Source organism: Aeromicrobium sp., assembly GCF_036676885.1.
Classification (GTDB): domain Bacteria; phylum Actinomycetota; class Actinomycetes; order Propionibacteriales; family Nocardioidaceae; genus Aeromicrobium.
Genome location: NZ_JAKFCB010000182.1, coordinates 1 through 26950 on the forward strand (window position 1 = coordinate 1; position 26950 = coordinate 26950).

Annotated in this window: 26 protein-coding genes; 20 read left to right on the top strand and 6 right to left on the bottom strand. The window is 68.3% G+C overall.

The window, feature by feature from the left end:
- Positions 1–205 precede the first annotated feature (205 nt).
- Together V6M46_RS08575 and galK are read right to left on the bottom strand one after the other, a co-directional pair.
- The gene (locus tag V6M46_RS08575; protein WP_332663775.1) at positions 206–685 is read right to left on the bottom strand and encodes an RrF2 family transcriptional regulator; all 480 of its coding nucleotides are present in this window, start codon (positions 683–685) and stop codon (positions 206–208) included.
- Between the two features lie 64 nt (positions 686–749).
- Positions 750–1847 (bottom strand): galactokinase, encoded by a 1098-nt coding sequence (galK, locus tag V6M46_RS08580; protein ID WP_332663777.1) that lies wholly within the window; start codon positions 1845–1847, stop codon positions 750–752.
- Between the two features lie 44 nt (positions 1848–1891).
- Between galK and trpS the strand changes: the two genes are divergently transcribed.
- The 3 genes from trpS (at position 1892) to V6M46_RS08595 (ending at position 4686) form a co-directional block, all read left to right on the top strand.
- A complete protein-coding gene (gene trpS, locus V6M46_RS08585) occupies positions 1892–2905 on the top strand; it encodes a tryptophan--tRNA ligase (RefSeq protein ID WP_442880479.1) in 1014 nt (337 codons plus the stop codon).
- Positions 2906–2910: 5 nt separating this feature from the next.
- Positions 2911–3423 carry a 2'-5' RNA ligase family protein gene (locus V6M46_RS08590; protein ID WP_332663781.1) on the top strand — a complete coding sequence of 171 codons (513 nt, stop codon included), beginning with the start codon at positions 2911–2913 and terminating at the stop codon, positions 3421–3423.
- Positions 3424–3501: 78 nt separating this feature from the next.
- Positions 3502–4686: a hypothetical protein gene (locus V6M46_RS08595; RefSeq protein WP_332663783.1), complete on the top strand. Its 1185-nt coding sequence runs from the start codon at positions 3502–3504 to the stop codon at positions 4684–4686.
- A 3-nt stretch (positions 4687–4689) separates the two neighbouring features.
- Here the strand turns inward: V6M46_RS08595 and V6M46_RS08600 are convergent, their stop codons facing one another.
- Positions 4690–5598: a LysR family transcriptional regulator gene (locus V6M46_RS08600; protein ID WP_332663784.1), complete on the bottom strand. Its 909-nt coding sequence runs from the start codon at positions 5596–5598 to the stop codon at positions 4690–4692.
- Positions 5599–5678: 80 nt separating this feature from the next.
- On the opposite strand from V6M46_RS08600, the gene V6M46_RS08605 reads away from it, so the two are divergent.
- The 6 genes from V6M46_RS08605 (at position 5679) to V6M46_RS08630 (ending at position 12700) form a co-directional block, all read left to right on the top strand.
- On the top strand, positions 5679–6497 hold the full coding sequence (locus V6M46_RS08605; protein ID WP_332663785.1) for a hypothetical protein: 819 nt from the start codon (positions 5679–5681) through the stop codon (positions 6495–6497).
- Between the two features lie 27 nt (positions 6498–6524).
- A complete protein-coding gene (locus V6M46_RS08610; protein ID WP_332663786.1) occupies positions 6525–8420 on the top strand; it encodes a fumarate reductase/succinate dehydrogenase flavoprotein subunit in 1896 nt (631 codons plus the stop codon).
- Entirely contained in the window at positions 8420–9181 is a 762-nt protein-coding gene (locus V6M46_RS08615) for a succinate dehydrogenase/fumarate reductase iron-sulfur subunit (RefSeq protein ID WP_332663787.1), read from the top strand. The genes V6M46_RS08610 and V6M46_RS08615 overlap by 1 nt, the downstream gene beginning before the upstream one ends.
- 102 nt (positions 9182–9283) lie before the next feature.
- The gene (locus V6M46_RS08620; protein WP_332663788.1) at positions 9284–10006 is read left to right on the top strand and encodes a succinate dehydrogenase cytochrome b subunit; all 723 of its coding nucleotides are present in this window, start codon (positions 9284–9286) and stop codon (positions 10004–10006) included.
- A gap of 1 nt (position 10007) precedes the next feature.
- Positions 10008–11957: a fumarate reductase/succinate dehydrogenase flavoprotein subunit gene (locus V6M46_RS08625; RefSeq protein WP_332663789.1), complete on the top strand. Its 1950-nt coding sequence runs from the start codon at positions 10008–10010 to the stop codon at positions 11955–11957.
- Entirely contained in the window at positions 11954–12700 is a 747-nt protein-coding gene (locus tag V6M46_RS08630) for a succinate dehydrogenase/fumarate reductase iron-sulfur subunit (RefSeq protein ID WP_149688929.1), read from the top strand. Before V6M46_RS08625 ends, V6M46_RS08630 begins: the two co-directional genes overlap by 4 nt.
- 64 nt (positions 12701–12764) lie before the next feature.
- On the opposite strand, the gene V6M46_RS08635 is transcribed toward V6M46_RS08630, so the two are convergent.
- Together V6M46_RS08635 and V6M46_RS08640 are read right to left on the bottom strand one after the other, a co-directional pair.
- The gene (locus V6M46_RS08635; protein WP_332663794.1) at positions 12765–14201 is read right to left on the bottom strand and encodes a DHA2 family efflux MFS transporter permease subunit; all 1437 of its coding nucleotides are present in this window, start codon (positions 14199–14201) and stop codon (positions 12765–12767) included.
- Positions 14202–14223: 22 nt separating this feature from the next.
- On the bottom strand, positions 14224–14778 hold the full coding sequence (locus tag V6M46_RS08640; protein ID WP_332663796.1) for an NADPH-dependent FMN reductase: 555 nt from the start codon (positions 14776–14778) through the stop codon (positions 14224–14226).
- Between the two features lie 53 nt (positions 14779–14831).
- Between V6M46_RS08640 and soxR the strand changes: the two genes are divergently transcribed.
- Genes soxR through V6M46_RS08655 form a run of 3 tightly spaced genes read left to right on the top strand, consistent with a single transcriptional unit; the run spans position 14832 to position 17028 of the window.
- Positions 14832–15281: a redox-sensitive transcriptional activator SoxR gene (gene soxR / locus V6M46_RS08645; protein ID WP_332663798.1), complete on the top strand. Its 450-nt coding sequence runs from the start codon at positions 14832–14834 to the stop codon at positions 15279–15281.
- Positions 15282–15328: 47 nt separating this feature from the next.
- Positions 15329–15739 carry a MarR family winged helix-turn-helix transcriptional regulator gene (locus V6M46_RS08650; RefSeq protein ID WP_332663799.1) on the top strand — a complete coding sequence of 137 codons (411 nt, stop codon included), beginning with the start codon at positions 15329–15331 and terminating at the stop codon, positions 15737–15739.
- Positions 15736–17028 (top strand): MFS transporter, encoded by a 1293-nt coding sequence (locus V6M46_RS08655; RefSeq protein ID WP_332663800.1) that lies wholly within the window; start codon positions 15736–15738, stop codon positions 17026–17028. Before V6M46_RS08650 ends, V6M46_RS08655 begins: the two co-directional genes overlap by 4 nt.
- 126 nt (positions 17029–17154) lie before the next feature.
- On the opposite strand, the gene V6M46_RS08660 is transcribed toward V6M46_RS08655, so the two are convergent.
- Positions 17155–17463: a hypothetical protein gene (locus V6M46_RS08660; RefSeq protein ID WP_332663801.1), complete on the bottom strand. Its 309-nt coding sequence runs from the start codon at positions 17461–17463 to the stop codon at positions 17155–17157.
- A 102-nt stretch (positions 17464–17565) separates the two neighbouring features.
- Between V6M46_RS08660 and V6M46_RS08665 the strand changes: the two genes are divergently transcribed.
- From V6M46_RS08665 to V6M46_RS08700, 8 genes are all read left to right on the top strand, one after another.
- Positions 17566–18732 carry an amidohydrolase gene (locus V6M46_RS08665; RefSeq protein ID WP_332663802.1) on the top strand — a complete coding sequence of 389 codons (1167 nt, stop codon included), beginning with the start codon at positions 17566–17568 and terminating at the stop codon, positions 18730–18732.
- Positions 18733–18933: 201 nt separating this feature from the next.
- A complete protein-coding gene (locus V6M46_RS08670) occupies positions 18934–19974 on the top strand; it encodes a BMP family lipoprotein (RefSeq protein WP_332663804.1) in 1041 nt (346 codons plus the stop codon).
- An 89-nt stretch (positions 19975–20063) separates the two neighbouring features.
- On the top strand, positions 20064–21587 hold the full coding sequence (locus tag V6M46_RS08675; protein WP_332663806.1) for an ABC transporter ATP-binding protein: 1524 nt from the start codon (positions 20064–20066) through the stop codon (positions 21585–21587).
- Positions 21584–22693 carry an ABC transporter permease gene (locus tag V6M46_RS08680; RefSeq protein WP_332663807.1) on the top strand — a complete coding sequence of 370 codons (1110 nt, stop codon included), beginning with the start codon at positions 21584–21586 and terminating at the stop codon, positions 22691–22693. Before V6M46_RS08675 ends, V6M46_RS08680 begins: the two co-directional genes overlap by 4 nt.
- Before the next feature lie 79 nt (positions 22694–22772).
- Entirely contained in the window at positions 22773–24026 is a 1254-nt protein-coding gene (locus V6M46_RS08685; protein WP_332663809.1) for an ABC transporter permease, read from the top strand.
- Entirely contained in the window at positions 24027–24446 is a 420-nt protein-coding gene (locus V6M46_RS08690; RefSeq protein ID WP_332663811.1) for a cytidine deaminase, read from the top strand.
- Positions 24443–25663 carry a cytochrome P450 gene (locus tag V6M46_RS08695; RefSeq protein WP_332663813.1) on the top strand — a complete coding sequence of 407 codons (1221 nt, stop codon included), beginning with the start codon at positions 24443–24445 and terminating at the stop codon, positions 25661–25663. The genes V6M46_RS08690 and V6M46_RS08695 overlap by 4 nt, the downstream gene beginning before the upstream one ends.
- Positions 25660–26943, top strand: a complete 1284-nt coding sequence (locus V6M46_RS08700) for a thymidine phosphorylase (protein WP_332663815.1) — start codon at positions 25660–25662, stop codon at positions 26941–26943. Before V6M46_RS08695 ends, V6M46_RS08700 begins: the two co-directional genes overlap by 4 nt.
- Positions 26944–26950: the final 7 nt, after the last annotated feature.

Here is a 26950-nt window from a genome sequence, read left to right on the forward strand (position 1 = left end):
GTGGCGCGATTGATCGTGACCGCGCCTCCGGTCTCGGGTGCATCGGCCAGAAGGGTGATCAGGCTGGTCGGTCCGTCGATGACGCATTCGGCCTGGTCGGCGCGGACGAGTACGGGTGAGGTGTTCATGCTGCTTCTCCTTGTTGGTTATGGATACTAGATATCCAGAATTGCGAACTTCGAGTGGTGCGATCAGGTGAGGGCGGTCAGCCGACGTTCAAGAAGTGGTTCAGTGTCGCGTCACGGGTGTGGGGGTACGCCTTCTCGACGTCGGCCCTGATGTCGGCGATGGTCTGGTTTGCCAGGCTGGTTCGCCATGCCAGGTCGGCCTTGCGCATCGCGCCAGAGATGATGCAGGTCTGGCGGTAGTCGACCTCGTCGGAGCCGCCCGGCCCGTGGCGCAGGACCTGGTCACAACGGAAGATCTCGTCCGGACCTTCGATCGCCACGACGATGTCGAGCAGGGTGATGTCGGCGATGCTCCTTGCGAGGCGGAAGCCGCCCCGAGGACCGGAGACCGACGAGAGGATGCCCGCCCGGGCCAGCGCCTGGAGCTGTTTGTTCATGTAGGCGGTCGGCAGCTGGTAGAACGCGGCCAGCTTCCCGGCGGTGATTGCCTCGTCATCGACCCACGACAGGTTGAGGCAGCTGTGCAGTGCCCACTCGACGCCCTCGCTCAACTTCATATCCTGGATACTACACATCCAGAATAGGATCGGCAAGCACGAGTTTCGGGGGACCGCAGACGCGTCAGTCCACGAGGTGGGCGCCGTCGGCGGCTCGTACGACGAACGTCTCCGGCTCGCGCCACTGATGGGCGGCATAGCGGGCCGCGACCCGTTCGCGTACGGCTGCCACGCGGTCGAGCGGGACCAGGGCGATCGCGCTGCCGCCGAAGCCACCGCCGGTCATGCGCGCGCCCAGCGCGCCTCCCTCGAGCGCTGCCTCGACCGCGACATCGAGCTCGGGGCAGCTGACCTGGAAGTCGTCGCGGAGCGATGCGTGCGACGCCGTGAGGATCGTGCCGAGCTGGGTCCACGCCCGCCGGCTGATGGCATTGACCGCACCGCGTACGCGCGCCGTCTCGGTCAGCACGTGACGGGTCCGTGCCTTGAGCGTGTCGTCGGTCAGCGCGATCGTGCCGTCGAGGGTCGCCTCGGCGAGCCACGTGACGCCCAGCTCCGCGGCAGCTCGCTCGCACTCCGTGCGCCGGGCGGCGTACTCGCCGTCGGCCAGGGAGTGATGCGCGTGCGTGTTGATGACGAGGAGCGTGAGCCCGTCCTCCTCCCACGTGACTGGTACGACCTCGGTCGTCGGCGGCGACTGGGCGGTGTCCATCAGCACCGCGTGACCCGCCTCGCCGTAGAGCACCGCGAGCTGGTCCATCAACCCGACGGGCGCGCCGACGAAGTCGTTCTCGGCGCGCTGCGCCAGCAGCGCCAGCTCCGTGCGGTCGAGTCCGAAGCCGAACAGGTCATCGAGTGCCGACGCGATGCCGCAGGTGAGGGCGGCGGACGAGGACAGTCCGGCGCCGGACGGGATCCTCGACTCCACGACGATGTCGGCGCCACCGAAGCGATGCCCCGCGGACATGAAGCTCCACACGATGCCGGCGGCGTACACGGCCCAGCCGTCGACCTCGCCGGGCTGGACGCCGGTGCTGAACGTGACCTTCGCCGAGCCGGGGAGGTCGGACCACAGGTTGACCGTGTCGTCGTCGCGGGTCCGCACCTTGATCGTCAGGGAACGGTCGATCGCCATCGGCAGCACGGGGCCGCCGTTGTAGTCGAGGTGCTCGCCGATCAGGTTCACTCGTCCGGGTACATCCCACCGGCGTACGTCAGTCACGCCCCGACCCTACGACGTAGGCAGTGGCTGGCAGAATGCCGTCCATGCCCGCTGATCGTCGCCCCCGAGTGCTGTCCGGCGCCCAGCCGACCGCTGACTCGTATCACCTCGGCAACTACTTCGGCGCGTTCAAGCAGTGGGTCGCCCTCCAGGACGACTTCGAGGCGTTCTACTTCATCCCGGACCTGCACGCGATCACGGTCGACTACGTCCCGGCGGAGCTGCGCGAGCGTACCTACATCGCGGCGGCGCAGCTGCTCGCGGCCGGTGTCGACCCGGAGCGCAGTGCGCTGTTCGTCCAGAGCCACGTGCCGGAGCACGCCCAGCTCGCGTGGGTGCTGAGCTGCATCACGGGCTTCGGCGAGGCAGGCCGCATGACGCAGTTCAAGGACAAGTCCTCCAAGGGCGGCTCGGACACCGCGAGCGTCGGGCTGTTCACCTACCCGATCCTCATGGCGGCCGACATCCTCGTCTACCAGGCCGACCGGGTCCCGGTGGGCGAGGACCAGCGCCAGCACGTCGAGCTGACCCGCAACCTGGCCCAGCGCTTCAACCACCGCTTCGGCGAGACGTTCACGGTGCCCGAGGCGCACATCGTCAAGGCGACGGCCAAGATCTACGACCTGCAGGACCCGACGGCGAAGATGAGCGGCTCCTCGGTGTCGCACGCCGGCGTCGTCGACCTGAACGACAGCCGCAAGCAGGCCGCCAAGAAGGTCCGCTCCGCGGTCACGGACTCCGGCACCGAGGTCCGCTTCGACCCCGTCGAGAAGCCCGGCATCGCCAACCTGCTGTCGATCTACTCGGCGCTGACGGACCGGCCGATCCCGGACATCGAGAAGGAGTTCGACGGCCAGCAGTACGGCCACTTCAAGGTCGCGCTCGCCGAGCTCGTCGCCGACTTCGTGGGGGCGTTCGGCGACCGCACCCGCGAGCTGCTCGACGACCGCGGCGAGCTCGACCGCATCCTCGCCCAGGGCGCTGCCCAGGCGCGGGAGGTCGCGAGCGCGACGCTTGACCTCGTCTACGACCACTCCGGGTTCGTGCGTCCGGCATGACACCCTTGACGATTGGGATCGCGATCCCGGTGCCCGAGCCGTACGGCAGCGATCTGCGCAAGATGCGGGCCAGCTTCGGGGACCCGATGGCCGAGTCCGTGCCGAGCCACGTCACCTTGATCCCGCCGATCGAGTACCAGCCCGAGGAGCTCGAGGGCGTCTACGCAGCGCTCGAACGCGCGTCGGTCGCGATCCCGCCGTTCCCGATGCGGCTGCGAGGGACAGGGACGTTCCGGCCGGTGTCCCCGGTCGTCTTCATCGCGGTCAGCCAGGGCATCTCCTACACCGAGATGCTGGCGAAGAGCGTGCGCCGGGCGCTCGACGCGCCGGAGCCCGACTTCCCGTTCCACCCGCACGTCACGGTCGCCCACAACCTCGACGACGCAAGTCTCGATCGGGCGTACGACGAGCTCAGCTCGTTCGAGTGCCAGTTCTCGGTCGATGAGTTCGCGCTCTACCACCACGACGACGTCGCCGGCTGGGTCCCGCAGCACACCTTCGCGCTCGGCCCGGAGTAGCCCTTCGCGCCCGATCCATGGACAAGCCCGTCACGGCGGTGCAGGATCAGGGCAATCGAGGAGCACTGGGGGAGACACATGAAGATTCTGCGCGCCCGTACGTTCGCCGTGGCCGCCACCGTCAGCCTGGTCGTCGCCGCGGTCGCGGCGGGGCCTGTCGAGGCCAAGCCGCAGCCCGGGAAGCCCGTCACGGTGATGTCCCGCAATGTCTACCTCGGCGCCGACATCAACCGCCCGGTCAATGCCGCCCTCACGGCGCAGGCGCAGGGCAAGACGGGGCCGGAGATCCTGGTGGCGCTCGCCAACGCCACCCACGTGACCCGGGCGATCGTCGACCAGACCGACTACCCCGTACGCGCTGAGCTCCTCGCCGACGAGATCACCCGCGACGAGCCCGACCTGATCGGCCTGCAGGAGGTCGCGCTGTGGCGGTCCGGGGCGTTGCAGCTCAACCAGGTCGGCGTCCCCAACGCGTCGACGACCGACTACGACTTCCTCCAGATCCTGCTCGACAAGCTCGAGGCCCGCGGCGAGCACTATCGCGCCGTCTCGATCGGCAACCGGGCAGACGTCGAGGCGCCGAGCTTCACCGGCAGCCCGTTCGACGGCACGATCAGCGCCGATGCCCGCGACATCCGGCTGACGATGCGCGATGTCGTGCTGATGCATGTCGAGGACGGGCTCACCGACATCGCTGACGGCGACCAGATCTACACGCACAACCTGGTGGTCACCGCGGCGGGCGCGTCGTTCCGCTTCGACCGTGGCTACCAGTGGGTCGACGTGCGTTCCGGCGTCACGAACCTGCGATTCATCAACACCCACCTCGAGGCGTTCAGCTCCGACCTCGCCCTCGCGCAGGCGTCCGAGATGCTGACCGCCACGGCGGAGGATCGCCCCACGGTGCTGGTGTGCGACTGCAACTCCGACCCGCTGAACAGCTCGATCAAGCCCAACGACACCGTCCCGCACAAGGCGCCGTACGAGCTGATCACCGGATCCGGCGGCTTCACCGACGAGTGGCTCGAGTGGGCGCCCGCCGAGGAGGGCTGGACGTCAGGGCTCTCCGAGCTGGTCAACGACCCGACCGCAGACGGCTTCGACCACCGCATCGACATGGTGTTCGGCCGGACCGCGACCGGTGCGCCGCTGGCCGTCGATCGGGGTCAGGTGACCGGCACGGACGTTGGCGACCGCGACCCGGCGACCGGCCTTTGGCCCTCCGACCACGGAGGAGTGGTGCTGCGCCTGCGTGGCCTCTGACGCCTACGGCACCAGACCCAGGTCGTCCGAGACCATGGTCTTGAGGTGCTTGAGCAGCTCGGACTTGAACGCCCGCGCGGCAAGGGGCAGCGCCTCGGTGCTGCGGTGTGCCAGGGCGATGACTCGCTCGAGGGAGGGGCTGTCCAGCTGGGTCGCCTTGAGCTGCGGGCGGGTCGTCAGCACCATGCTCGGCACCACGGCGTGCCCGAGTCCGGCCTGCACGAACCGCAGGACGGCGCTCATCTCGCCGCCTTCGACCGAGAGCTTGGGCTCGAACCCGGCGTCGGCGCAGGCGCCGAGGGTGACCTCGCGCAGGTCGTAGCCCTCGCGGAACATCACGAGCGGCAGGTCCGCGAGGTCCCGGATCTCCATGCGATCGGGGAGATCGGCGTCCGCCGGACTCGCGAGCACCAGGCGCTCGCGCAGGATCGGCGTCGTCTGGATGTCCGGGTCGGCGTTGTGCAGCGGCACGATCAGCAGCGCGACGTCGAGCCGGCCGTCGGCCAGCTCGCGGGTCAGCACGCGCGAACCGGCCTCCTGCACCTCGAGCTCGATGTCGGGGTACGACGCGTGGAACTCCCGCAGTGCCTCGGGCAGCAGCCCTTCGCACAGCGACGGCGTGGCCCCCATGCGTACGCGACCGCGGCGCAGCGTCGCGACCTCGTGAACCGTGCGCTCCGCGCTCTCGGTGTCGATCAGGATGCGCTGGGCGTGCGGCAGCAGGGCCTCGCCGGCGCTGGTCAGCTCGATCGCGCCGCGGTTGCGGACGAACAGGGGCGTGCCGAGCGAGTTCTCGAGCACCCGGATCTGCTTCGACAGGCTGGGCTGTGAGACACCGGTCAGCTCGGCCGCGCGGGTGAAGTGCCGCGTCCGTGCGACGGCGACGAAGTAGGTGAGCTGCTGGATCTGCACGCGGCCACGATAGTCGACGGCTATGCAAGGCGACCTCACAATGACTTGGCGGATGGGAGGGTCGGCCCTACTGTGTGACGGTGGCCACACTGCGAACCACCACTTCGTCTCCGGAAGCCGGCGCCGGTCGCGCTGCGATCGCCGCCCGCACCCTGCGCACCGACCGCTGGTGGATCCCTCCGCTGGCCACGGCGGTCGGCCTGCTCGCCTGGATCGCGTACGCGACGGTGCGCGTGTTCCAGCAGAAGGACTACTTCGTCGGCGACTACAACTACCTGACGCCGTTCTACTCGCCGTGCATCTCCAACGGCTGCGTCGCCGAGTCGGCACACTTCGGCACGTTCCTGCCCGACGTCTGGTGGCTCCCGTACGCGGCGCTGACCCTGCCGTTCCTGCTGCTCTTCCGCTTCACGTGCTACTACTACCGCAAGGCCTACTACCGGGCGTTCTGGTTCTCGCCCCCGGCGTGCGCCGTTGCCGAGCCCCACGCGAAGTACACCGGCGAGACCCGCTTCCCGCTGCTGGGCCAGAACCTGCACCGCTACTTCTTCTACGCCGCCGTGCTGATCTCGGTGATCAACTCGTACGACGCGATCTACGCGTTCTGGAATCACGACGGTGAGTTCGGGCTGGGCCTCGGCAACCTGGTGCTGCTCGGCAACGTCATCGCCCTGTGGGCCTACACCGCCTCGTGCCACTCGTGCCGCAGCATCATCGGCGGCCGGCTCAACCACTTCTCCAAGCACCCGGTGCGCTACAAGCTCTGGGGCTGGGTCACGCGACTCAACGGCAAGCACATGCAGCTGGCCTGGCTCACGCTCGGCACCCTCGCCGTGACCGACTTCTACATCATGGCCGTCTCGGCCGGTTGGTTCTCCGACCCCCGCATCATCAACTGACACTCAACAGACCGAGAAGGGTCGTGAATGACCGAGATCGAAAGACTGTCGTACGACGTCATCGTCATCGGAGCCGGCGGCGCCGGCCTGAGGGCGGCGATCGAGGCGCGCGAGCAGGGCAAGAAGACCGCGATCATCAGCAAGTCGCTGTTCGGCAAGGCCCACACCGTGATGGCCGAGGGCGGCTGTGCGGCGTCGATGGGCAACGTCAACGACAAGGACAACTGGATGGTGCACTTCGGTGACACCATGCGGGGCGGCAAGTTCCTCAACAACTGGCGCATGGCCGAGCTGCACGCCAAGGAGGCGCCCGATCGCGTCTGGGAGCTCGAGAGCTACGGCGCGCTGTTCGACCGTACGCCCGACGGCAGGATCAGCCAGCGCAACTTCGGCGGCCACACCTACCCGCGCCTCGCGCACGTCGGTGACCGTACGGGCCTCGAGCTGATCCGCACGCTGCAGCAGAAGATCGTGTCGCTGCAGCAGGAGGACCTCGCCGAGACCGGCGACTACGAGGCCAGGCTCAAGGTGTTCGCCGAGTGCACCGTGACGGACCTGACCAAGGACGCGGACCGGATCTCCGGCGCGCTGGCCTACTGGCGCGAGTCCGGCCGCCACATCGTCTTCGAGGCGCCCGCGGTCATCCTGGCCACCGGCGGAATCGGCAAGTCCTACAAGGTCACCAGCAACTCCTGGGAGTACACCGGCGACGGCCACGCCCTCGCGCTGCGATCCGGTGCCTCGCTGATCAACATGGAGTTCCTGCAGTTCCACCCGACCGGCATGGTCTGGCCGCCGTCGGTCAAGGGGATCCTGGTCACCGAGTCCGTACGCGGTGACGGCGGGGTGCTGACCAACTCCGAGGGCAAGCGCTTCATGTTCGACTACATCCCGGACGTCTTCAAGGCGCAGTACGCGACGACCGAGGAGGAGGCCGACCGCTGGTACACCGACGCCGACAACAACCGGCGTCCGCCTGAGCTGCTGCCTCGTGACGAGGTCGCCCGCGCGATCAACTCCGAGGTCAAGGCCGGCCGCGGCACGCCGCACGGCGGCGTCTACCTCGACGTGTCGAGCCGGCTCAAGCCCGAGGTCATCATCAAGAAGCTGCCGTCGATGCACCACCAGTTCAAGGAGCTGGCCGACGTCGACATCACGAAGGAGCCGATGGAGGTCGGCCCGACGTGCCACTACGTCATGGGCGGCGTCGAGGTCGACCCCGACACGGGCGCGGCCTCGGTCGACGGGTTGTTCGCCGCGGGCGAGTGCTCCGGCGGCATGCACGGCTCCAACCGCCTCGGCGGCAACTCGCTGTCCGACCTGCTGGTGTTCGGCCGCCGGGCCGGCGCGGGGGCTGCCGCCTACATCGACTCCCTCGGCGGCCAGCGGCCCGCGGTCAGCGACGACGACGTGCAGGTCGCCGCGCGGCGCTCCGTCGCGGCGTTCGGCGATGGCGGGCAGGAGGGGTCGGAGAACCCCTACACGCTGCACCAGGAGCTCCAGCAGACCATGAACGACCTGGTCGGCATCATCCGCCGCGAGGACGAGATCCAGGAGGCGCTCGACAAGCTCGAGGGCCTCAAGGCGCGCGGCGAGAAGGTCATCGTCGAGGGGCATCGCCAGTTCAACCCCGGCTGGCACCTCGCGCTCGACCTCCGCAACATGCTGCTGGTCAGCGAGTGCGTCGCGAAGGCCGCGATCCTGCGCACCGAGAGCCGGGGCGGCCACACCCGCGACGACTACCCGGCGATGGATCCCGAGTGGCGCCACGTCCTGCTGGTCTGCACCCTCGCCGACGACGGCACGATCGACATCGACCGCAAGGAGCAGATCCCGGTGCGCAGCGACCTGCTCGACCTGTTCGAGAGCGATGAGCTGGGCAAGTACTTCACGTCTGACGAACTGTCCGGAAGGACGGCATGATGGGCAACCAGGAGCACTTCCGCGTATGGCGGGGCGACGACGAGGGCGGCGACTTCGCCGACTATGACGTCGAGGTCAACGAAGGTGAGGTCGTCCTCGACATCATCCACCGGATCCAGGCGACCCAGGCGCCCGACCTCGCGGTCCGCTGGAACTGCAAGGCCGGCAAGTGCGGCTCGTGCAGCGCCGAGATCAACGGCCGGCCGCGCCTGCTGTGCATGACGCGGATGTCGACCCTGCCGCCGGGTGAGCCGATCGTCGTGACCCCCATGCGTACGTTCCCGGTCATCCGCGACCTGGTGACCGACGTGTCGTTCAACTACGACAAGGCGCGCGAGGTTCGGGCGTTCGTGCCGCCCGAGGGCGTCGCGCCCGGCGACTACCGCATGCAGCAGGTCGACGTCGAGCGCTCGCAGGAGTTCCGCAAGTGCATCGAGTGCTTCCTGTGCCAGGACACGTGCCACGTGCTCCGCGACCACGAGGAGAACAAGCCGGCGTTCGCCGGGCCGCGCTTCCTGATGCGCGTCGCCGAGCTCGACATGCACCCGCTCGACGCGGCCGCCGAGCAGGGCGTCAACCGCAAGGAGGCGGCGCAGGACGAGCACGGGCTGGGCTTCTGCAACATCACCAAGTGCTGCACGGAGGTCTGTCCCGAGCACATCAAGATCACCGACAACGCGCTGATCCCGCTCAAGGAGCGCGTCGTCGACCTCAAGTTCGACCCGATGATCCGGCGGAAGAAGCGCGCGAACAAGGCCTGACCTGCAGGGCATCGTCGATCGGGCGACCATAGCCAAAGGCTATGAATCCTTACCTCATTATGCCTTTGCGGAAGTTCCCGCCCGGTCATAGGCTGGCGAGTTGTGGCGACTACCCAACTGAGCAAGCGACCGTCGGCGCGTACGTCGACCGTCGCCCTGAAATATGCGATGGCGGTGTCGGGGCTCATCATGGTGGGCTACCTGATCCTGCACATGTACGGCAATCTGCGGGCCTTCGAGGGCCCCGATGCCTTCAACGAGTACGCGCACCACCTGCGTACGTTCGGCACGCCGATGCTGCCCCACGAGGGGCTGCTCTGGATCGTGCGGGTCGTGCTGCTGGCGGCGGTGCTCCTGCACGCGTACGCGGCGATCACGCTGTGGCGGCGCAACAGGAAGGCGGCCGGCTACGTCGGCGGCAAGCGCTACCAGACCAAGCAGAACCGCAAGGGCATCCAGCGCTCGTACGCCTCCTTCACGATGCGGTGGGGCGGCGTCACGATCGCGCTGTTCATCGTCTTCCACATCCTCAACCTGACGACCAACGACATCCATCCCGGCGGTGCGTCGGACACGGCCTACGGCAAGCTGCACAACAGCTTCGAGCACTTCTGGGTCCTGCTGGCCTACACCGTCGCGATGATCGCGGTCGGGTTCCACCTGTGGCACGGGTTCTGGAGCGCGTTCACGACGCTGGGCCAGAACTACAGCCCCAAGCGCACCGACTCGTTCTGGAACTCCGCGGCGGTCGTCGTCGCAACGGTCATCACGGCCGGCTTCCTCGCGCCGCCGTTCGCCATCTACTTCTTCGGCTTGGGAGGCTGACATGACCACGAACGTCTCTGAGCAGTTCCACGCGGTCGGCGAGGACATCCACGACACCAAGGCGCCCTCGGGCCCGATCGAGCGTCGCTGGGACGAGCGCAAGTTCAGCACCAAGCTCGTCAACCCGGCCAACCGCCGCAAGCTCAGCGTCATCGTCGTCGGGACCGGCCTCGCCGGCGCCTCCGCGGCCGCGACGCTCGGCGAGGCCGGCTACCGGGTCAAGAGCTTCTGCTACCAGGACAGCCCGCGCCGCGCCCACTCGATCGCGGCCCAGGGCGGCATCAACGCCGCCAAGAACTACCGCAACGACGGCGACAGCATCTACCGGCTGTTCTACGACACGGTCAAGGGCGGCGACTTCCGCGCCCGCGAGTCCAACGTCTACCGCCTCGCCCAGGTCTCGGTGAACATCATCGACCAGTGCGTCGCGCAGGGCGTGCCGTTCGCCCGTGAGTACGGCGGTCTGCTCGACAACCGCTCGTTCGGTGGCGTGCAGGTCTCGCGTACGTTCTACGCCCGCGGCCAGACCGGCCAGCAGCTGCTGATCGGCGCCTACCAGGCCCTCGAGCGGCAGATCGCCGCCGGCACCGTCGAGATGAACACCCGGCACGAGATGCTCGAGCTCATCATGATCGACGGCAAGGCCCGCGGGGTCATCGTCCGCGACATGGTCAGCGGCGAGATCGAGACCCATACGGCCGACGCCGTGGTGCTGGCGACCGGCGGATACGGCAACGTGTTCTTCCTGTCGACCAACGCGATGGGCTGCAACGTCACGGCGACGTGGCGCGCGCACCGCAAGGGCGCCTACTTCGCGAACCCCTGCTACACGCAGATCCACCCGACCTGCATCCCGGTCAGCGGCGACTACCAGTCCAAGCTGACGCTGATGTCGGAGTCGCTGCGCAACGACGGCCGCATCTGGGTGCCCAAGAAGGCCGGCGACGACCGGGCCCCGAGCGACATCCCCGAGGACGAGCGCGACTACTACCTCGAGCGCATCTACCCGGCGTTCGGCAACCTGGTGCCGCGTGACATCGCCTCGCGCGCCGCGAAGTACCAGTGCGACGCCGGCAAGGGTGTCGGCCCCGGCGGCCTCGGCGTCTACCTCGACTTCGCCGATGCCATCGCGCGCCTCGGCCGCCCCGAGGTCGAGGCGAAGTACGGCAACCTCTTCGACATGTACGCGCAGATCACCGGCGAGAACCCGTACGAGCAGCCGATGCGCATCTACCCCGCCGTGCACTACACGATGGGCGGCCTGTGGGTCGACTACGACCTGCAGAGCAACCTCGAGGGACTGTTCGTCGCCGGAGAGGCCAACTTCTCCGAGCACGGCGCCAACCGGCTCGGTGCCTCGGCGCTGATGCAGGGCCTGGCCGACGGCTACTTCGTCCTGCCCTACACGATCGCCAACTACCTGGCCGACGGACCGTACGAGAAGATCGACGACTCGCACCCCGAGGTCGTCGCGGCCCGCGAAGCGGTTGAAGGTCGGATCGAGAAGTTCCTGTCGATCAACGGCACCCGCACCGTGGACTCGTTCCACAAGGAGCTGGGCCAGATCATGTGGGACTACTGCGGCATGGAGCGCACCGAGGAGGGCCTGATCAAGGCCATCAGCATGATCCGCGACCTCAAGGACGAGTTCTGGTCCAACGTCAAGGTCACCGGTGTCAACGAGGAGCTCAACCAGACCCTCGAGCGGGCCGGCCGCGTCGCCGACTTCTTCGAGCTCGGCGAGCTCATGTGCATCGACGCGCTCAACCGACGCGAGTCGTGCGGAGGCCACTTCCGCGCCGAGAGCCAGACCGAGGACGGCGAGGCGCTGCGCCAGGACGACGAGTTCGCCTACGTCTCGGCGTGGGCGTTCGGCGACGAGCAGCCGACGCTGCACAAGGAACCGCTGGAGTACGAGTACGTCGAGATGAAGTCCAGGAGCTACAAGTGAACATCACCGTCAGGGTGTGGCGTCAGAAGAACGCCGACGACAAGGGCCGCATGGTCACGTACGGCGTCGAGAACGTCAGCGAGCACATGTCGTTCCTCGAGATGCTGGACGTCCTCAACGAGCAGCTCACGCTGTCCGGCGACGACCCCATCGCGTTCGACCACGACTGCCGCGAGGGCATCTGCGGCATGTGCGGCGTCGTGATCAACGGCATCGCGCACGGCCCCGAGGTCACGACGACGTGCCAGCTGCACATGCGCAGCTTCGAGGACGGCGCCGTCATCGACGTCGAGCCGTGGCGCGCGGGAGCCTTCCCGGTCGTCAAGGACCTCGTCGTCGACCGCTCGGCGTTCGACCGCATCATCCAGGCCGGCGGCTACATCAGCGCACCGACCGGATCGGCGCCCGACGCGCACGCCGTGCCCGTCCCCAAGGACGACGCCGACCACGCGTTCGACGCGGCGACCTGCATCGGCTGCGGGGCGTGCGTCGCGGCGTGCCCCAACGGTTCGGCGATGCTGTTCACGTCCGCCAAGATCACCCACCTCGGCCTGCTCCCGCAGGGACAGCCCGAGCGCGAGTCGCGGGTCATCGGCATGGTGGAGCAGCACGACCACGAGGGCTTCGGCGGCTGCACCAACATCGGTGAGTGCACGTCGGCATGCCCCAAGGGCATCCCGCTCGACACGATCGCGCAGCTCAACCGCGACCTGCTCGGCGCCCTGGCCCACGGCAAGGCCTGAGCTCCGCCGCTTTGCGTCATAGGAACCGTGGCCCTGGGGCCACGGTTCCTATGACGTTGTGGTGTCACGCACGACGCATGCCGCACACCGCCACCGTCAGGGCGCACAGCATCAGCCCGACCGGCAGGAGCATCGCGCCCTGGAGCGCGTCCGCCATCTGCGGCGCCGCCGCCTCGCGGGCGGTCTCGCTGAGCCGGTAGGCGCCGTCGACGTCGTCCGCCCCGTCGACCCGGTGCGCGAAGAGGGTCGCGAACACGACCGCCGTGACCGCGGTGCCGACCGAGACCATCGTCTGGTTGACGATCTGCAGGACCGTGTTGCCCGACGCGAGGTCGTCGCCGTCCAACGAACGTACGGCCGAGGTCATGGTCGGCATCAGGGTCGCGCCGACCCCGATTCCAGCGACGACCATCCAGCCGATCAGCTGGACGTACGGGGTGTCGGCGGCGGTGACGGCGCCATATCCCGCGAAGCCGGTCGCGGCCAGGGCGATGCCGACGATCACGATCCGGCGCGGGTCGATGCGGTCCGACAACCGGCTGGCGACCTGCAGCGCGACACCCGTGGCGATCGCCTGCGGGATGTTGAACATGCCGGTCATCGCTGCGCTCTCACCGCGGATGAGCTGCAGGTTGAGCGGGAGGACCAGCATCGATCCGAAGTACGCCGCGACGAAGAACGCCAGCGTGCCGGAGCCCGCAGCGAACGAACGGTGCCGCATCAGCGCGAACCGTACGAGCGGGCGCTGCATCCGTACGGACCGGGCGACGTGTCCGCCGACGAGGGCGACGCCGAGCGCGGCCGGCACGATGACCGTCACCTCGGCCACCCGTCCGAGCCGTCCGGCTTCGGAGAGGCCGAGCACCAGCGCCGTGACGCCGGGGGAGAGCGTCAGCAGGCCGACGACGTCGAGCCGGCGGTCCCCGGTCGGGTGATCCCGCGGCATCGTACGGGCGGCGTTGACGAGGCCCACGATGCCGAGCGGCACGTTGACCAGGAAGATCGCCCGCCACGAGACGTCGTCGACGAGCCAGCCGCCGAGGGTCGGCCCGACCACCGGCCCGACGAGGACCGGCAGGCCGAGCACCGCCATCGTCCGGCCACGTGCCCCGTGCGGTGTGGACTGCAGGACGATCGTCATGCCGACCGGCATCAGCAGCCCGCCCCCGAGACCCTGAACCGCGCGGAACGCGATGAGCGACTCGATGTTCCACGAGCATGCCGCCAGCAGTGATCCGAGGGTGAACACGCCGATCGCGGCGAGGTACGTACGGTACGCGCCGAAGCGCGCCATGAGCCAGGCGCTCAGCGGGATGACCGCGACGAGGGCCAGCGTGTAGGAGGTCGTGACCCACTGGATCACCGGCAGCCCGACCCCGAACTCGTCCGCGAGCCGGGCCGTCGCGATCACCATGATCGTGGTGTCGAGCACGACGACGAGCCCGATCAGCGCAGCCGCGTACGCGACGCGGGACGGCCGCTCGACCGTGGTCGTGGTCATGCCGTCGCCTCGCTGCGCTCGGTCATGCCGCGAACGGGTTGTCGTGTCGCGCCGCCGACAGGGCCCGCGCCCACCAGACCAGGTGGTCGAGCATCGTGTCGGTCGCCGCCGTGACGGCCTTGCCATCGATCGGCTCGCCCAGTTGGTCGAACCGCTCCCAGGCGCCGTGGAAGCTGACGGTGTCGCGCACGGTCGTGGCGTGCAGCTCGGCGAACACGGTGCGCAGGTGCTCGACGGCGCGCAGGCCGCCGGACACCCCGCCGTACGAGACGAACGCGACGGGCTTGGCGAACCACTCGTCGCGGTGGTCGTCGATGACGCTCTTGAGTGGTCCGGGAAAGGAGTGGTTGTACTCGGGGGTGATGACGATGAAGGACTCTGCGTCGGCCAGGCGCGCGCTGAGTCCCTGCGTACCTTCGGCGAGGTCGATCACGTCGATCTCGACGTCGTCGCGTTGCGTCGCGTGCCGGGTGAACCACCCGGCGACCACCGGGGCGAACCGACCTTCCCGCACGCTCGCGATGATCACGGCTGTCTTCACTCGGGTGGCTGTCTGGGGCTGGAGGTCGGTATTCATGAGTCCACCGTGATACTTGAAGTAAGGTTTAAGTCAAGCGGGAGGTGAGGCACGTGTCCGAGACCACGCCGTACGAGCTCACGATCGGGGAGCTGGCCGAGCGCGCGGGCGTCCAGACGTCGGCGCTGAGGTTCTACGACAAGCTGGGTCTGATCCACAGCAGGCGGACGACTGGCAACCAGCGCCGCTACCACCGCGCGATGCTGCGGCGGGTGGCGTTCATCCGCGCCTCGCAGGCGGCCGGGATCGGCCTCGACGAGGTCGGCGCGGTCTTGTCACACCTGGGCGACGACGAGGCGCCGGGCGAGGACATGTGGGAGCGGGCGACGAAGTGCTGGGACGACCAGCTCGAGGACCGCATCGCCATCTTGCAGCGCATACGTGCCCGGCTCACGAAATGCGTCGGCTGCGGTTGCCTGTCGCTCAAGGAGTGCCAGCTCATCAACCCCGACGACAAGTACGCCCAGGAAGGCCCGGGTCCGCGTCGCCTGATCCACGACTAGCGCCGCTCAGCATTTGATTAGCATAGGTAATGAGGTATGCTAAGGATATGCCCACCGACTCACAACAGCTCGCCCGATCGGTGGCCCGTCTCAACCGTCGCCTCCGCCAGGAGCGCCAGACGGACCTGACGCCGACGCAGCTCTCCGTCCTCGGCTCGATCCTCAAGCTCGGGCCCTCGACGCCCAGCGCGATCGCCGCCTACGAGAGGGTCCAGCCGCCCTCCATCACCCGTACCCTCACGTGCCTCGTTGACGAGGGCCTCGCGATCCGCGAGCCGCACCCCGACGACGGCCGCCAGGTGCTCATCTCGGTTTCCGACAAGGGTGACGCCGTGCTCGCCGAGGAGCGCGATCGCCGCGACGAGTGGCTCGCGCAACGCCTCGCCGAGTTCACGACCGCAGAGCGCAAGACGTTGAGGGAGGCGACCGCACTGCTGGAACGGTTGGCGGCATCTTGAGCCCCACGTTCAGCTCGCTGCGGCTGCGCAACTACCGGGTCTACGCGATCGGGTCGCTGGTCTCCAACATCGGCACGTGGATGCAGAACACCGCTCAGGCGTGGCTCGTCCTCGAGCTGACGGGCAGCGGCACGGCGCTCGGCATCACCGTGGCGCTGCAGCTGCTCCCGACCCTGCTGCTGTCACCCCTTGGTGGCGTGCTTGCCGACCAGTTCCCCAAGCGCACCGTGCTGCGAGTCATGCAGGTCGCGATGGCCGTCCCCGCAGCCGTCCTCGGCGTGCTGGCGGTCACCGGCCTGGTGCAGACGTGGCAGGTGTACGTCCTGGCGTTCGTGTTCGGCATCGGGCGTGCGCTGGAGGCGCCCGCACGCCAGTCCTTCGTGTCCGAGATGGTCGGCCGGGGCGACCTCGGCAACGCCGTCGCGCTCAACTCCGCGTCCTTCAACTCCGGCCGCCTGATCGGTCCCGGCCTCGCTGGACTGATGATCGCGGCACTCGGCGCGGGTGTCGTGGGGACGGGCTGGGTCATCTTGATCAACGCCGCGAGCTATGCCGCGGCCTTCGTCGCGCTGCAGCTGCTCGACCCCCAGCAGCTGAGACCCACTGAGGTCATCGCGCGCCGGCGCGGCGCCGTCATGGACGGCGTCCGGTACGTCCGATCGCGTCCGGACCTGGTCCTCGTCCTGTCGTGCGTGTTCTTCCTCGGCGGGTTCGGGATGAACTTCCAGATCACGAGCGCCCTGATGGCGACCGATGAGTTCGGTCGAGGTGCCGGAGAGTTCGGTGTCCTGGGGTCCACGCTCGCCATCGGCTCGTTGGCGGGTTCTCTGCTGGCGGCCCGCCGGGCCGCGCCGCGCCTGCGGTTCGTCGTGCTCTCGGGACTTGCCTTCGCTGTGCTCCAGATCGCCTCGGGGCTCATGCCGACGTTCCTCACGTACGCATTGATCCTGCCCCTCATCGGCTTGAGCATCCTGACGATGGCGACAACGGCGAACGCATTGATCCAGCTGACGACGACGCCGGAGATGCGGGGCCGGGTCGCGGCGCTCTACATCATGGTGTTCATCGGCAGCGTGCCGTTCGCGGCTCCGATCGTGGGATGGATCGGCCAGGAGCACGGCGCGCGCATCGCGCTGGTGTCGACGGGCGCACTTGCCGGCGTCGGAATCCTCGCGGTCCTCGCGTGGTACCTGCACAAGCAGGACATCCGCCGGCCCGAGCTGCAGTCCGTCGCCCGCGACATGCGCTGGTCCCGACGACGTCCGGTCAGGACCATCTCGGCACCCTAGGGTGTCGGCCATGACTCGTCTCGCCGGCGTACGCGCATTCGCGCTGTTCGACCTCGTGGTCACCGGGCTGCTCGCGGTGCGTCTCGGAGCTGGCCGGCGCCGTGGCTGAGCGACGCTGGCTGGCCACTACAGGTTCTTGAGCACCTCGGCGCGAGCCGCCGAGAGCTCCGCAGCGCTGATCGTGCCCTTGGCGTGCAGCGCGTCCAGCTCCGCGAGGCGCTCCTCGATCGACGTCTCCGACGCGAGAGCCTTGCTCTTGATCAGGGTCGTCATTGCCTCGGTCTCCATCGTCAGGGGATTGACCCCGGCATCAGAGGCCTTCTTCCAGTTCATGAGGGTCACGGCAATGCCGCCCACGAGCACGATCACGAAGAGGATCGGGAAAATCGAGAAGATCGCGTCGAACGTCGAGTCGTCCGGAAAACCGTCATCCATCCCGGCACCCTAGCGCCGCACGGCCCAGCGCTCGGCCCGAATGAGATGTCCACGCCGGACACGATTTCCTGGGGCACCGAGAATCAGCGATATCCTGAGGCGATGTCCTTGTCCGACGCCCTCACCCGATCCATCGATGTGGTCACGCCCGACCTCATCGAGGTCCGCCGTGAGCTGCACGCCTACCCCGAGCTCTCGTGGCACGAGGAGCGTACGACCGACGTGGTCGCGACCTGGATGGACAAGAGCGGCATCTCCTACGAACGCCTCGAGGGCACGGGCCTGATCGCCGAGATCGGGCCCGACGGCGGGCCCATCGTGGCGCTGCGCGCCGACCTCGACGGCCTGCCTGTCGTCGACACCTCGCAGGACCCGTGGAAGTCGAGCGTCCCCGGCGTCTCGCACTCCTGCGGCCACGACGTGCACGTCGCGGCACTCCTCGGCGCGTCCGTCGCGCTGGCGCAGGCCGATGCCGACGAGAAGCTCCCGGTGCGCGTGCGCCTGATCTTCCAGCCCGCGGAGGAGGTCATGCCAGGCGGCGCGGTCAAGCTGTTGGCCGGCGGTGCCCTGCGTGGCGTCTCCCGCATCTTCGCGCTGCACTGCGACCCGTCCCTCGACGTCGGCCACGTCGGTCTGCGCGAGGGTCCGATCACCGGGGCCTCGGACCACATCCACGTGCAGCTCAGCGGCCGCGGCGGCCACACGTCCCGCCCGCACCTGACCGAGGACCTCACGTACGCCCTGGGCAGCCTCCTGACCCAGCTGCCCGCGGTGCTCTCGCGCCGCTTCGATCCGCGGGCCGGTGCCAGCATGGTGTGGGGCCAGATCCACTCCGGCAATGCGGCCAACGTCATCCCGTCGACGGGCGAGCTCAGCGGCACGCTCCGCATGCTCGACGCCGCCGCCTGGCACCAGGCCGAGCACCTCGTACGCGGCCTGATCAGTGACATCATCGAACCCTTCGGGGTCAGCGCAGACGTCACCTACACGCGTGGCGTGCCGCCGGTCGTCAACGACTTCGCCGCGACCGAGACGATGCGTCGCGCGGTCACCGACGCGATCGGCCCGAGCGGTGTCGCGTCGACGGCTCAGAGCCTCGGCGGCGAGGACTTCGCGTGGTACGTCGAGGCGGTGCCCGGTGCGATGGGCCGGCTCGGCACGCGCACGCCCGACGGTCCGACGTACGACCTGCACCAGGGCAACCTGCGGATCGACGAGCGAGCCATCGCCGTCGGCGCGAAGGTCCTGGCCTGCGCCGCCGTGAGTTGACGAGCCCAGCCACGCCGAGGCGTCCGCCTGCGAAGCGTGGTGACGTGACTCCCCAGATTCGGCACACGCGCGCCACAAGATACAAAACGGTTACGACTGCACCCAAAGTGCTCGACAACCTGCCGAAGGCCCTGTGGGACAACTAGGGTCTGAGAACGTGCCGGGCACCCGGCTCCGTATCGAGGAGGAATTTTGCGTCGATTGACGAAGGCCACCGCTGTTGCGGGTGTGGCCGTACTGGTGCTCGCTGCAGCGGGCTGTGGCAAGGATGATGACTCCAAGGCCGACGACGGCGCCAAGGGCGACTGCGTCGAGAAGACCGACAAGAAGGTCGGTATGGCGTTCGACGTCGGCGGACGCGGCGACCAGTCGTTCAACGACTCGGCAGCCAAGGGCCTCGACAAGGCCGAGTGCGAGCTCGGTATGACCGTCAAGACCGCCGAGGCGCAGGACGGCGAGCCCGAGTCGGCCCGTGAAGGCCGCCTGCAGCAGCTCGTCGACGCCGGGTTCAACCCCGTCATCGCGGTCGGCTTCGCTTACTCTCCCTCCGTCGCCAAGGTCGCCAAGGCCAACCCGGACGTCAACTTCGCGATCGTCGACGACGGCGTCGAGGGCGACAACATCGCCAACCTGCTGTTCGCCGAGGAGCAGGGCTCGTTCCTGGTCGGCGCTGCCGCAGCGCTCAAGAGCGAGACGGGCAACATCGGCTTCGTCGGTGGTGTCGAGGTTCCGCTGATCAAGAAGTTCGAGGCCGGCTACGAGGCTGGCGCCAAGGCGGTCAACCCGGACATCAAGATCCAGGCCCGCTACCTCACGCAGCCGCCGGACTTCAGCGGCTTCGGTGACCCGGCCAAGGGCAAGACGGCGGCCGAGGGCATGTTCGACGCCGGAGCAGACGTCGTCTACCAGGCTGCCGGTGGTTCCGGTGGTGGTGTCTTCGAGGCAGCTGCCGCGGCCAAGAAGAAGGCCATCGGCGTCGACTCCGACCAGGCCCTCACGGCCGACGCGTCGGTCAAGGACGTCATCATGACCTCGATGCTCAAGAACATCGACGTCGCGGTGTTCGCCTTCCTCGAGGCCGTCGAGAAGGGTGATGTGCCGACCGGACCGACGGTCTACGACCTCAAGGTCGATGGCGTCGGATACTCCACCACGGGTGGCCAGGTCGACGACATCAAGGAAAAGCTCGACGAGTACAAGCAGCAGATCATCGACGGAACCATCACGGTCCCGACCGAGTAGTCACGAGGAAGACGTGGCCCGGGCCCCCGCTGTAGCGTGGGGCTCGGGCCGCCGTCGTCCCGTCTGAACGGCTTAGCTGAAGGGGCACAGTGAACACGACCAGCACGAGTCAGGACGTCGTCGTCCGGCTTCGCGACATCGGCAAGAGGTTCCCGGGCGTCGTCGCCAACCACGACGTCAACATCGACATCAAGCGCGGCACGGTCCACGCGATCGTCGGTGAGAACGGCGCGGGCAAGTCGACGCTGATGAAGATCCTCTACGGGGTCCAGAAGCCCGATTCCGGCACGATCGAGGTCAACGGCCAGCAGGTGTCGTTGTCCTCGCCGGCTGATGCCATCGCCGTGGGTGTGGGCATGGTGTTCCAGCACTTCATGCTCGCCGACAACCTCAGCGTCCTCGAGAACGTCGTGCTCGGCGCCGAGAAGCTGCACGGCATCGGCGATGCGGCCCGCGCCAAGATCACCGAGATCTCCGATGCGTACGGGCTGGGCATCGAGCCGGATCGCCTCGTCGAGGAGCTCGGTGTCGGTGCCCGTCAGCGGGTCGAGATCCTCAAGGTGCTCTACCGGGGCGCCTCGATCGTGATCCTCGACGAGCCGACCGCCGTGCTCGTCCCGCAGGAGGTCGACGAGCTGTTCGGCAACCTGCGCGGGCTCAAGGCCGAAGGTCTGGCGGTCATCTTCATCTCCCACAAGCTCGACGAGGTCCTCTCGGTCGCCGACGAGGTCACCGTGATCCGCCGCGGCGCGACGGTCGACACCGTCGCCGCGTCCTCGGTCAGCTCAAAGCAGCTCGCCGAGATGATGGTGGGCTCGGAGCTGCCCGACCCGAGCACCGAGACCTCGACCGTGACCGATCGCGTCATCCTCGAGGTCCGTGACCTGACCCTGCCGTCGCCCGCCGGCGGCCGCGACCTGCTCCATGACATCGACCTGGTCATCCATTCCGGCGAGATCCTGGGCATTGCCGGAGTCGAGGGCAACGGCCAGGCCGAGCTCGTCGAGGCCATCATGGGCATGCGCCCCGGCGCCTCCGGATCGATCAGGCTGGGCGACCAGGATCTCGCTGGGCGCTCGACGCGGGACCGGCGCGAGGCCGGGATCGGCTACATCCCCGAGGACCGCCAGCGCCACGGCCTGCTGCTGGACGCCCCGCTGTGGGAGAACCGGATGCTGGGCCACCAGACCCGCAAGCCCAACATCAACGGCCCGCTGATCGATCGCAGCGGAGCCCGCAAGGACACCCAGCGGATCGTCGAGGAGTACGACGTGCGGTCGCCCGGCATCGACACCCTGGCCCGCGCGTTGTCCGGCGGCAACCAGCAGAAGCTCATCGTCGGCCGCGAGATGGCCGGCGACCCGATCCTGCTCATCGCCTCACACCCGACCCGTGGTGTCGACGTCGGCGCCCAGGCCGCGATCTGGAACCACATCAAGCGCGCCCGACGCGAAGGCCTCGCGGTGCTGTTGATCTCGGCCGACCTCGACGAGCTGATCGGCCTGTCCGACTCGATCCGGGTCATCCTGCGTGGACGCCTGGGCGAGACCTTCGATCCCGCGACCGTGACGCCGACGATGCTCGGATCGGCCATGACAGGAGCAGAGGCATGATGAAGAGTGCCCAGAAGACCAAGATCCTGCTGGCCATCGGGGCGCCGGTCCTGGCGCTCGTCGCCGCGTTCCTCATCACGAGCCTTGTGCTCATCCTCGCCGGCGACGACGTGGGCGGCGTGTGGGGGCAGATCCTGAGCCTGCCGAGCGACCGCGGCTACGTCAACATCATCAACTCCGCGACGGTCTACTACCTGTCGGCGGTCGCGGTCGCGATCGGCTTCCGGATGAACCTGTTCAACATCGGGGTCGACGGACAGTACCGGGTGGCGGCCTTCGCCGCTGCCGTCGTCGCGGGTGAGGGCTGGCTGCCGGGCTACTTCAACACGGCGCTCGCGATGCTCGCCGCCGTGCTGGTCGGCGCGGCCTGGGCCGGCATCGCCGGCCTGCTCCGGGTGACTCGCGGCGTCAGCGAGGTCATCTCGACGATCATGCTCAACGCCATCGCGACGGCTCTCGTGGCCTATCTGCTGCGCAAGGCCGCCGTGAAGGACACCGGCAGCAACATCACCGCGACCAAGGAAGTGCCCGAGGGGAGCCGCGTCGGCGGTTTCAAGCTGTTCGACTCGGTTCCGGCGACGGTGTACGGCCTGGTGTTCCTTGCGGTGGCCGTCGGGTTCACCTACTGGTTCGTCATCAACAAGACCACATTCGGCTTCGACCTCCGTGCCACCGGCTCCTCCGAGACCGCGGCAGTGGCGAGCGGCATCAACGTCAAGAAGATGGTGGTCATCTCGATGCTGCTCTCGGGCGGCGCTGCGGGCCTCGTCGGCATGCCACTGCTGTTCGGCAACGACTACGCCTACGGCTCGACCTTCCAGTCGGGCCTCGGCTTCGCGGGCATCGCGATCGCGTTGCTCGGCCGCAACCACCCGGTCGGCATCGCCCTGGGCGCGCTGCTGTTCGCCTTCCTCGACGAGCAGTCCAACCCGCTGCAGATCCTGCTCGACGTCTCGCCTGACATCGTCAAGATCACGCAGGGCACGATCGTCCTCACGGTCGTCATCGCGTACGAGGTGGTGCGCCGCTACGGCCTGCGCCTCGAGCAACACCGGGTGGCGAGCGCCCTGGGTGACGAGACCACGCTGAAGGGGGCGAAGGCATGAGCGAGCGCCAGCGAGTGAATGATTGGACAGGGATCATGCCGGCACCTGCGTATCGTGGGCTTTTCTTGGAGGTGCCGGCATGAGCGTCGTGACAGATGCCGTGGCGGCCGTCCCGGCTGCCGCCAAGAAGCTGAGCTACGGCTGGATCATGATCTGGCTGGCCGTCGGGCTGGTGCTGTTCTCCGCCCTGCGCATCGTCACCGGGGCCGACGACCTCGACTCGTCCGGCACCTTGCGGGCGACGCTCGTTGCGGCGATCCCGATCGGGCTGGCCGGCCTGGGTGGCCTGTGGGCCGAGCGAGCCGGCATCGTCAACATCGGGCTCGAGGGCATGATGATCCTCGGCACGTTCGGGGCCGGATTCTTCGGCTACTTCGTGGACCCGTGGGTCGGTGTCCTCGGCGCGATCGCGCTGGGCGCCATCGGTGGACTGATCCACGCCGTGGCAACCGTGACCTTCGGCGTCGACCACATCGTCTCCGGTGTCGCGATCAACATCATCTCGCTCGGCGCGGTGCAGTACCTCGCGGCGCTGGCCTTCACGGGGGAGCCCGGCGGCGGCCAGACCCAGTCGCCGACGATCAAGAGCCTGCCGTCCTTCACGCTTGGGTTCCTGTCGGACCCGCTCAGTGACCTGGAGCAGAAGCACTGGTTCGTCGTCTCCGACCTGGCCGCCATCGCACGCGCGCTGGTCACCAACCTGTCAGTCCTGACCATCCTGTGCCTGCTGCTGTTCGTCCTGACCTGGTGGAGCCTGTGGCGTACGTCCTTCGGACTCCGCCTGCGGTCATGCGGCGAAAGCCCGGCGGCCGCCGAGTCACTCGGTGTCAACGTCATCCGCTACAAGTTCACCGCGGTCGTGATCTCCGGCGGGTTCGCCGGGCTCGCGGGCGGATTCCTCGCGCTGGTCGCGTCGAGCACGTTCCGTGACGGCCAGACCGGTGGTCGTGGCTACATCGGCCTCGCCGCGATGATCTTCGGCAACTGGCGTCCCGGCGGGCTGCTCGCCGGCGCCGGCCTGTTCGGCTACACCGACACGTTGCGCCTGCGCGGCGGCGGCGAGACGATCCACGGTCTGCTGCTCCTCGTCGCCGTCGGGTTGATCCTGATGGCGATCTGGCAGCTGCGCAAGGGCCGTCGGGTCGCCGGACCGGTGACCGGGGCGATCGGCGTGGTGATCGGCCTCTGGTACTTCTTCAGCGACTCGATCCCCGAGGACCTCACCGGCATGACGCCTTACGTCACCACGCTGCTGGTGCTCGCGCTGGCGTCCCAACGTCTGCGAATGCCGGCAGCCGACGGCAAGCCATACCGAAAGGGCAGTGCAGGCTAAATGGCACTCGGAATCTCCGGACCAGACGACCCGATCGACTGGGAGTCGCTCGCGAAGTACGCGACCGAGGTGATGGGTCGCGCCTACGCGCCATACTCCAACTTCAAGGTCGGCGTCGCGGGACTCGTCGACGACGGACGTGTCGTGCTGGGCTGCAACGTCGAGAACGCCGCGTACGGCGTCGCGCTGTGTGCCGAGTGCGGCATGGTGTCGGCGCTGCATGCGACCGGCGGGGGACGCCTGATCGCGGTGGCCTGCGTCGACGGCAAGGGCGCCCCGTTGATGCCGTGCGGACGGTGCCGCCAGCTCCTGTGGGAGAACGGCGGGCCCGACATGCAGCTCATGACGCCGAGCGGGGTCAAGACCATGACCGAGGTGCTCCCCGACGCCTTCGGCCCTGACGACCTGGACCAGAGTTGACGCGTTACGCGGTCCAGCTCGACCCCGGCAATCCCGACTTCCTGCACGACCCCTACCCGGTCCTCGCGGCGTTGCGGGCCACCGGCCCCGTGCTGTGGCACGAGCCGATGGGCATGTGGCTCGCCACGACGCACGAGTCCGTCAGCCAGGTCCTGCGCAACCGGGCGTTCGGCCGGATCTGGACCGACTGGGAGCCGGCAGCGGAGATGGAGCCGTTCAACGCGCTCCACCGCAACCAGATGATGGAGAACGAGCCGCCCGCGCACACGCGTCTGCGCAGGCTCGTCGCCGGCGCCTTCGGGCGGGGCCATGTCGAACGCATGAGGTCTCGAATCCAAGACCTGGCCACGGAGATGGTGGATGGGTTGTTCGAGCCTGGCGACCATGGGCGATCACCTCAGACGGTAGACATCCTCAGTCAGTACGCCGAGCCGATGCCGGTCTACGTCATCGCCGACCTGCTGGGGGTGTCCCGCGACGACCACGCCCGCCTGCGGTCCTGGTCGCAGGCCATCGTGCACATGTACGAGCCCCATGTCAGCGCCGAGACGCGGGCCAAGGCGATCGAGGCCAGCACGGAGTTCTCCGAGTACGTACGCGCGGTGGTCGCCGATCGGCGGTCCAACCTGGGTGAGGACCTGATCAGCGACCTCATCACGGAGCGTGGCCGCGGGTCCAAGCTGACCGACGACGAGCTCGTCGCGTCGGTCGTCCTGCTGCTCAACGCCGGGCACGAGGCGTCGGTCAACGTGTTCGGCAACGGCATCCACGCCCTGCTGAGCCATCGCGACCAGCTGGCCCGGGTCACGTCCGGTGAGGTGCCGATCGACATCGCCCTCGAGGAGCTCATCCGGTTCGACGCGCCGCTGCAGCTGTTCGAGCGTACGGCCACCAAGGACGTCAAGGTGTGCGGCGAGACGATCAAGGCCGGCCAGAAGATCGCCTGCCTGATGGGTTCGGCCAACCGCGACGCCGATGCGTTCCCTGACGCGGACACGTTCGACGTGGGCCGCGACCCCAATCCCCATGTCGGCTTCGGCATGGGACTGCACTTCTGCCTCGGCGCGCCGCTCGCGCGGCTCGAGCTGCAGATCAGCCTCAAGGCACTGCTCGACCGCTTCCCCGACCTCGCGCTGGCGGGGGAGGCGCCACGCCGCCCGACCTGGGTGCTGCGTGGTTTCGAGCGCATCGACGTCGTAAGCGGAGGACACCCATGACCGAACCATTCGATGCCGTCGAGGTGATCGCGGCCAAGCGTGACAAGCACGAGCTCGACGACGCGCAGATCGACTGGGTCGTCGACGCGTACACCCGGGGTGTCGTGGCCGATGAGCAGATGTCGGCCCTCGCGATGGCGATCCTGCTCAATGGCATGAATCGCCGCGAGATCAGCCGCTGGACCGGCGCGATGATCGACAGCGGCGAGCGCATGGACTTCTCGTCGCTGTCGTGGAAGACCGCCGACAAGCACTCGACCGGTGGGGTCGGTGACAAGATCACCCTGCCGCTCGCGCCCCTGGTCGCCGCCTGCGGTGTTGCGGTGCCGCAGCTCTCCGGACGCGGCCTGGGCCACACCGGCGGCACGCTCGACAAGCTCGAGGCGATTCCCGGCTGGCGGGCCGCCCTGTCCAACGACGAGATGATGGCGCAGCTCGAGGACGTCGGGGCGGTGATCTGCGCCGCCGGTCCCGGCCTGGCCCCGGCCGACAAGAAGCTGTACGCCCTGCGGGACGTGACCGGCACCGTTGAGGCGATCCCGCTGATCGCCAGCTCCATCATGAGCAAGAAGATCGCTGAAGGCACCGGCGCGCTGGTGCTCGACGTCAAGGTCGGCTCCGGGGCGTTCATGAAAGGCAGAGATCAGGCTCAGGAATTGGCACAGATCATGGTTGACCTTGGGAATGACGCGGGTGTCACGACCGTCGCGCTGCTCACCGACATGTCCACGCCGCTGGGGCTGACCGCCGGCAACGCCTGCGAGGTCGCGGAGTCGGTCGAGGTGCTCGCCGGCGGGGGTCCCGCCGATGTCGTCGAGCTGACCGTCGAGCTGGCCCGCGAGATGCTGGCCGCAGCGGGCAAGGACGACGTCGACCCCGCAGACGTACTCGCCTCCGGCGCCGCGATGGACGTGTGGAAGCGGATGATCTCCGCACAGGGCGGCGACCCCGACGCCGCGCTGCCCACGCCCAGGGAGACCCACGTCATCACCGCGCCCGCATCCGGCACGCTGACCCGTCTCGACGCCCTGAGCGTGGGCGTGGCGGCCTGGCGGCTCGGCGCGGGCCGGTCCCGCCCTGGTGAGCAGGTGCAGGCGGCAGCAGGCGTTCTGATGCACGCCAAGCCCGGTGACGACGTCACCGCAGGTCAGCCCCTGCTGACCCTGCAGACCGACACCCCTGAGCGATTCGAGCGTGCGGTTGCGGCGCTCGACGGGGGGTACGACATCGGAACGGGCCCCGCTGACGCGCCGTCCGTCGTGATCCACCGCATTCGTTAGGTTGGGG

What these genes read in the sequence shown, in the direction of transcription:
- V6M46_RS08575 (WP_332663775.1), bottom strand. Translation starts at nt 685, where the DNA reads ATGAAGTTGAGCGAGGGCGTCGAGTGGGCACTGCACAGCTGCCTCAAC.
- trpS (WP_442880479.1), top strand. Translation starts at nt 1,892, where the DNA reads ATGCCCGCTGATCGTCGCCCCCGAGTGCTGTCCGGCGCCCAGCCGACC.
- V6M46_RS08595 (WP_332663783.1), top strand. Translation starts at nt 3,502, where the DNA reads ATGAAGATTCTGCGCGCCCGTACGTTCGCCGTGGCCGCCACCGTCAGC.
- V6M46_RS08610 (WP_332663786.1), top strand. Translation starts at nt 6,525, where the DNA reads ATGACCGAGATCGAAAGACTGTCGTACGACGTCATCGTCATCGGAGCC.
- V6M46_RS08615 (WP_332663787.1), top strand. Translation starts at nt 8,420, where the DNA reads ATGGGCAACCAGGAGCACTTCCGCGTATGGCGGGGCGACGACGAGGGC.
- V6M46_RS08625 (WP_332663789.1), top strand. Translation starts at nt 10,008, where the DNA reads ATGACCACGAACGTCTCTGAGCAGTTCCACGCGGTCGGCGAGGACATC.
- V6M46_RS08635 (WP_332663794.1), bottom strand. Translation starts at nt 14,201, where the DNA reads ATGACCACGACCACGGTCGAGCGGCCGTCCCGCGTCGCGTACGCGGCT.
- V6M46_RS08640 (WP_332663796.1), bottom strand. Translation starts at nt 14,778, where the DNA reads ATGAATACCGACCTCCAGCCCCAGACAGCCACCCGAGTGAAGACAGCC.
- V6M46_RS08650 (WP_332663799.1), top strand. Translation starts at nt 15,329, where the DNA reads ATGCCCACCGACTCACAACAGCTCGCCCGATCGGTGGCCCGTCTCAAC.
- V6M46_RS08660 (WP_332663801.1), bottom strand. Translation starts at nt 17,463, where the DNA reads ATGGATGACGGTTTTCCGGACGACTCGACGTTCGACGCGATCTTCTCG.
- V6M46_RS08665 (WP_332663802.1), top strand. Translation starts at nt 17,566, where the DNA reads ATGTCCTTGTCCGACGCCCTCACCCGATCCATCGATGTGGTCACGCCC.
- V6M46_RS08680 (WP_332663807.1), top strand. Translation starts at nt 21,584, where the DNA reads ATGATGAAGAGTGCCCAGAAGACCAAGATCCTGCTGGCCATCGGGGCG.
- V6M46_RS08685 (WP_332663809.1), top strand. Translation starts at nt 22,773, where the DNA reads ATGAGCGTCGTGACAGATGCCGTGGCGGCCGTCCCGGCTGCCGCCAAG.
- V6M46_RS08690 (WP_332663811.1), top strand. Translation starts at nt 24,027, where the DNA reads ATGGCACTCGGAATCTCCGGACCAGACGACCCGATCGACTGGGAGTCG.
- V6M46_RS08700 (WP_332663815.1), top strand. Translation starts at nt 25,660, where the DNA reads ATGACCGAACCATTCGATGCCGTCGAGGTGATCGCGGCCAAGCGTGAC.